The 6669-nt window shown below is 53.5% G+C and carries 4 protein-coding genes; 3 read left to right on the forward strand and 1 reads right to left on the reverse strand.

Going from position 1 to position 6669, the window contains the following annotated elements; all coding sequences use genetic code 11:
* Position 1: 1 nt before the first annotated feature.
* Complete coding sequence (locus AAF564_12365) at positions 2 to 1396, reverse strand: asparagine synthase-related protein (GenBank protein ID MEM8486337.1); 1395 nt, start codon at positions 1394 to 1396, stop codon at positions 2 to 4.
* A gap of 238 nt (positions 1397 to 1634) precedes the next feature.
* On the opposite strand from AAF564_12365, the gene AAF564_12370 reads away from it, so the two are divergent.
* The 3 genes from AAF564_12370 to AAF564_12380 form a co-directional block, all read left to right on the forward strand.
* Entirely contained in the window at positions 1635 to 2507 is an 873-nt protein-coding gene (locus AAF564_12370) for a sugar phosphate nucleotidyltransferase (GenBank protein MEM8486338.1), read from the forward strand.
* A complete protein-coding gene (locus tag AAF564_12375) occupies positions 2504 to 5830 on the forward strand; it encodes a UTP--glucose-1-phosphate uridylyltransferase (protein MEM8486339.1) in 3327 nt (1108 codons plus the stop codon). The genes AAF564_12370 and AAF564_12375 overlap by 4 nt, the downstream gene beginning before the upstream one ends.
* A 133-nt stretch (positions 5831 to 5963) precedes the next feature.
* The coding region (locus tag AAF564_12380; GenBank protein MEM8486340.1) for a tetratricopeptide repeat protein at positions 5964 to 6669 on the forward strand (706 nt) is incomplete at its 3' end.

Genomic DNA, 6669 nt, shown 5'->3' on the forward strand with positions numbered 1-6669 from the left:
GTTATGCGTATAGTTTGGAAAAGGTTGAGCGGTATGCAGCTTCGTGTTTGGGGAAAATAGACGCAAACCCATCTTTATCAACGGCCCCATGCTGGAAGCGCCGTTTTTCAAACACGGGCATGTCTATTCCTGTAATGGCTTTTACACCCCGTCGCACAATGTCACCTTTGAGTGCATAAAGTTTTTCGTGGTCCCAGTCGGTGAGCGCGATAAACGGGATACCTTCAGCCACTTCGATGACCGCCGGCAGGGCAAACGGACTAAAGCCACTAAAGCCCAGCATACGTGCCGGGGCATAAGAGCGGATATGGCCACGGCTCTGCCCACCTGAATACGTGAGCGAGTGCTTGATCGCTTCAACACCCCAGCCTTCCTGGTAAAGCATCAAGTTGTTTAAGACACTTCGAATGGTGAGCTCAGGGTTTTCTTCGATGGGGTAGTCTTTGAGGTTTTCGTCCCCGCCGTCTCCATCTATCAAATATTTCCAATCTGGATACCTTGCGCGGACGCCTTTGCACAGCGCAAGTGCCATCGTGGCAGACTGGACATCCAGCGGTTTGTAGTCTTCTATAACGCGAATGGCATCCGTGTAGCTTATATCCGCCAGGTCCGTTTCGATCACTTCAAGGAACATTGACAGGCCAAGCTCGTGGAGGAAGGCCATTGATTGTTTTGCATCGTCCCCTTCATTTACCGAAAGGGTAAATGCTTTCAGCCGCGCGGGTGACTCGCCGCGTTTGAGAAGCAGGTGGTGCATGACCAAAAATACAGCGCCGCTATCGATGCCGCCTGAAAACAAAACGCCAATAGGATCTTTGGCGCTGTTGTTTTTTTTGGCTGCTGATGGAGCGTCAATGGTGTCGAGCCAATCGTTGCACGCATCCGCAAGCGCGCCGATGTAGGCTTCGCCAATTGCGTTCAGGTCGGTGCTGAGTACGTTCTGTTCGGGTGTGAAATACCGTTTGTAGACCGGGTTCGGATCGGGACAGCCCAGCAACTGGATTTCAACCAGGTGATGTGCTGGTACCATTCGGGTGTATGAAGGGTGAAACTGGTCGTCGAGTCCTTCCTTTTTAAGTTGTTCGAGCAATTCATCCATGCGCTCAGCGACAATCAGGCAGGGGCCTTCGTGTCTTTTTGCGAGGAAATACCGCATGGGCCGGCCAAGGGACCGCGCCATCCGGATGGTCTTTCCTTCTTTCTGAAGGATAGCAAACTGGCCCTTGATTTGTCCGACGCGGTCCGGGTCGCCTGAAGCCACAGCGGCTTCAGCTTCTTCCTGCGTCATGTTCAGCAGAATATTGGCCGCGGGATCCATCAAGTCTACCAGGCGCTCCACATAAGCCGCGCCATGAGGCGGGATGCCCGTGTTGTTATAATTTGAATCCAAAATCATAGAAAAAACCAACTGATTGATTATCTTGCCGTCTCGTGAGAAGAGAAATAAGTTAATCGCTGCGCATGCGGATATCAAAGTATAGTTTTACCGAATTGTTGGCCTATTCTTTTTTGACTATTATGAGGCGTTAGAATGCAATTCCGGGGGGCGTTTTTCTGCGCCGTTTTATCTCCTCATCAAGATGATGGTTACATGCCGAAAAGCGGCAGCCGCTTCCATTCGTACTAAGTAAAAGATGAATATTTCAAAAGCTGTTATCACAGCTGCCGGCAAAGGGCAGCGAACCCTTCCCCTTCAAACCCTCATAGACCGCGACGGCACCGAGAAGTCCGTTTTACAGATTGTAGTAGAAGAGGCGCTACGTGGTGGCATTGAAGAAGTCTGTGTGGTGGTTCGCCCAGGCGATGAAGTTGCTTATGCTGAAGTGGTTGGTGATCACGCGGGCCGGCTGCAGTTTGTCCATCAAACCAGTCCGCTCGGCTACGGCCATGCTGTGTATTGTGCCCGCGAGTTTGTCGGACACGATCCGTTTTTGCACCTCGTTGGCGATCACCTCTACATCAGTCGTGATACCCGGGGGTGTGCAGCCCAGTTAATTGAGGTGGCGCAGCGCGAAAATTGCTCGGTCTCCGCTGTGCATGCTACCCGCGAGAACTTGTTGCCGTATTTCGGTACGGTTGGTGTCCAACGCCTCTCAGGTCGGCGCAATCTGTTTCGCGTTGAATCCGTGGTTGAAAAGCCGACGCCTACACATGCTGAACAGCAACTCATCGTACCCGGGTTACGTGCCGGCTATTACCTCTGCTTCTTCGGGATGCACGTGTTGACTTCAGGTGTAATGGATATCCTGGGGCATCTGATTGCTGAAAAAAATGAGCAATCGCGGGTCTCGCTGTCTGATGCGTTGACCTTGTTGGCGCACCGCGAACAGTACCTTGCGCTGGAAACAGAAGACTGGCGTTATGACGTTGGCGTAAAATATGGATTGATGAATGCGCAGCTCGCCCTCGCGCTCAGCGGCAAAGAAAGGGACCAGGTGTTGTCGAACCTGCTTGAACTTCTGGCTATTCGAGAACTCGGTACTAGCCCGGAGCGTGAGGTATTATGAGCGAGTTGGTCAAAATTATTACATCGCCAGATCCGGAGATTCGCAACCAGCCGCTGGATGCGTTTTGCCGGGAGGCAACCATTGAGGCGCTGTATGCAGAGTGTGCAGCACTGGATAAGTTTCGACGTTCCAGTTCGAACCTGTATGAACGGGTACGCGCGCTCTTCTTTTTGTATGCGCTGCATCGGTTTCATTTACCGAAGCGCTACGATCAATACACGGCCGGCAAGGTCCCTTATGAAGGGGTGGCCCATCTCCTTAAACGCCGCTTTGAAGAAGCCCTTGAGATCTTTTTGGCCGAACAGGCCATCCATGGATACAACGATGCTTTGTCGAGCGCCCTCGCGACTGCGTACCAGAGCCTTGGTTTTCAAACCCTGGCTGATCAGGTGCGCCGCAGCGTACGCTCTGTACAGGGAAACCAGTGGATGTTTCGCGTAGGGCACCCGGCAGATCAGTCACTCCGCGTGCAGAAAGCCCTCTACGACTGTAAGGGCAACCAGGGCCTTTTTCCTATTCTTCGGGAGAAAACACCGGTACGGATGGACCTCACCCATAGCGGTTGGAGCGACATTTTCTTTCTGGGGATGGATTTCCCGGAAGGCGCGCGCGTGCTCAATATCTCGGTTGATCTGATGGTGCGTGGCGCAAACGGACAGGAAGCGCCAAAGCCGCCCATCGAAGTTTTCTTCAGAGTAATCGACGAGCCTGTGCTCCGCCTGGTGAGTGTCGACCTCGAAGCTGCAGCTGAAATTGATACGCTGCAAGAAGTATTTGACTTTGCAAGGGACTACCTTGGCTTGCTCAAAGCCGGCGTGATCGCTTCCGGAATTATCCCCCCGGGCATGGAGGGGGCGACACAGCCCTTGCCCGATTTGCTTGGCCGGCTGGTCAAACCTGGCTATGGCATTGAGATTGTTACCCAGGTAAATGACATCCCCAAAGGCTCTCGCCTCGCCGTGTCTACCAACCTGCTTGCGTCGATTATTACCGCTTGCATGCGGGCAACCGGACAAACACAGTCGCTTACCGGCCCGCTTACAGAAGAAGAACGGCGTATTGTAGCTGCACGTGCAATTTTGGGCGAATGGATTGGCGGTTCAGGTGGTGGTTGGCAGGATTCCGGTGGTATTTGGCCCGGCATGAAACTGATTGAAGGCGTAAACGCAGTAGAGGGAGATCCCGAGTTTAACGTCAGTCGGGGCCGGCTGCTGCCTCACCACATGATTCTGGAAGAGAGTGATGTAAGCACTGAAACCCGTCAGAAGTTACAGGATAGCCTCGTGTTGGTGCATGGCGGTATGGCGCAGGACGTAGGGCCGATTCTTGAGATGGTTACCGAGAAGTACCTGCTGCGTTCAGAGAAGGAATGGCGTTGGCGCCAGGCAGCAATCAAGTTGCTCGACGATATCGTACGAGGGCTCCGCGAGGGTGACTTGAAAGCGATTGGCGCAAGTACACAGCGTAATTTTGAATGGCCGATCCAGACCATCATCCCGTGGGCCAGTAACTACTACACGGAGTCGCTGATCAAGCGGGTGGAAGACGCCTTTGGCGACGACTTCTGGGGCTTTTGGATGCTTGGCGGTATGGCCGGCGGAGGCATGGGTTTCATCTTCTCTCCAAAGAAGAAAAAGAAAGCCCTGGAATTGCTGCCAGAAATCATGTCTGAAGCAAAAGCAGAACTGGAGAAAGCAGTTCCGTTTGCGATGGAGCCGGTTGTTTATGATTTCTCGATCAATGAACGGGGGACGTGGGCAGACATGCTGGGTGAGGTTGATGCGTTAATGCCGGCGAGATATTACACGCTTACTGTGCCGAACTTACTGCGCGTAGAAACGCGTGCGCTGTCGCCAACCCGCCGTGTTGAGCTTGACCGGTTTGGTGCTGCGTGTCGAACCAAGCCCGAACTCTCCGGCATGGTGTCCGGCTTGTTCGAACGTATGCTGCCGCAGGTGGACGCGGAGAACAATGCCGGCGATACCCTGGAAGAACTCCTCGATAACTACGGATTTGATCCGGTACATCATGAGCAGATTCGCGCTGACTTGCGAAGTGGCCGCATCGGACTTGCCCAAAACAGGCTACCCACCCAGAGCCGCATTGGCGACATCCATCATGATGACATTTATGATGCGCGGGTTGGCTTGTCGGATACGTACCGTTCCATCGGGATGGACGCGCTAAGTGCGGGTGCCATTGCAGTTGTCACGTTGGCGGGCGGTGTTGGCAGCAGGTGGACAAAAGGCGCCGGCGTTGTAAAGGCCATCAACCCATTTTGTAAAATGGGCAACAAGCACCGGACGTTTTTGGAAGCCCACCTAGCCAAAAGCCGGAAAATTAGCAAATTGTGTGGCACGCACCTGCCACACCTGATTACCACCAGCTATCTTACCCACCAGCCCATTCTTGAGCACTTGCAGCGCACCATGCGTTATGGGTATGAAGGGCCGCTGATGCTGTCGCCCGGGCGAACGGTTGGCCTGCGCTTCATCCCAACAGAGCGCGACCTGCGGTATGCATGGGAAGAAATGCCCAATCAGATGCTGGATGAGCAGGCGCAGAAAGTACGTGAAAGCCTGCAAGCTGCACTCATTAAATGGGTGCACCAGATGGGCGAAGCCAATGACTATACCGATAATATCCCGATGCAATGCCTGCATCCGGTAGGGCACTGGTACGACGTGTTCAATATTTTCAGGAATGGCGTGCTGGCAACCGTATTGGAAGAACGGCCGCAGCTCAAGTACCTGATGGTGCACAACGTCGATACCCTGGGTGCGAATGTCGATCCGGCCATGCTGGGGTACCACATTGAATCGGGCGCTACGTTGACCACTGAAGTGATAAGCCGGCGCCTGGATGACAGGGGCGGCGGTCTCGCACGCGTTGACGGACAGCCGCGTATTGTAGAAGGGCTTGCCTTGCCGCATGAGGAAGTTGAATTTGATCTTTCTTTCTATAATTCCAGTACGTCCTGGATTGACATCGACCGGCTCCTGTGGCTCCTGGCGTTGACGCGCAATGACTTGCGTGATCCGGAGAAAGTAGCGGTAGCAGTCCGCGAACTGGGCATGCGCATTCCTACCTACATGACCATCAAAGATGTCAAGAAGCGCTGGGGGAAAGGACAGGAAGATATTTTCCCTGTAATGCAGTTTGAGAAACTCTGGGGCGACATGACTGGTTTGCCGGAGTTAAACAGCCACTTTGTTGCCGTGGCACGCGAGCGCGGACAGCAACTTAAAGAGCCGGCGCAGCGCGATGGCTGGTTGCGCGACGGATCTGCGCGGTACGTCGAAAAGCTCTGTGAGTGGAGCTAGGCAAATACATTTTTGTATTTGCTGTTGAAGGTTGAAAGTTTAAGGTTGTTTGTGTCTCAAGCTGTGGGCAGTAAAGCAAGCAACCTTAAACTTTATACCCTAAATCGGTAGTTTACCCTAGGCAAATACAGATATGATTTCAGGTTTTAGCATACGTGTTCTTTCTGGTCTTTCTCAAATCGCAAAGCCATGGAGAAGACAGCGTTCAAGCGCCTGGTTGCTGCTTGTGTGCGTGCTGCTTTCCGCATGTGAGAAACCAGCTTTGCCGGCTGAAGACTCAGCTGACTACAAAGCAACCGTTTTAGCTTTCTTCTCCAGCATTGCCTCAATCCAGTCGGGTGAAGACATCGGTGCTGAAGAAAACCTGCTGCGTGTTACGGCACTTGCACCGGGTGAGCCGGCGGCGTGGTACAACCTGGGGCTCCTGTCGCTACGGCAGAATAAATTTGACGAAGCCCGTGAACGCCTCCTCAAAGCCAATGCGTTGGCACCCGAAAATCCGGATATCCTTCGTTTGCTCGGCATCATGGAGGTCACACAGGGCAATATGACAGCCGGCCTTGGCTATCTCGATGAAGCTGTTGCCCAGAACCCCTCAGATTATAAAGCCCGGTTTGCCCTTGCCCAGGAATACGCACGGACCGGCGAGCCAGCGCAACTGGCAGACGCAGCAGCAATCTACAGCAGTTTGGCTGACGAACTCCCCGAGAACCTGGTTGTGCAGGTAGAAAAGAGTCGCCTTGCTGCCCAGCTAGGCGACCTGGATGATTTGCGCGAAGCGGCAGGTGTCCTTGAAGGCTACGCACCTGAATGGAGTCCTGAAATTCGCGAGCCTTACG

Source organism: Bacteroidota bacterium (assembly GCA_039111535.1).
GTDB lineage: Bacteria > Bacteroidota > Rhodothermia > Rhodothermales > JAHQVL01 > JBCCIM01.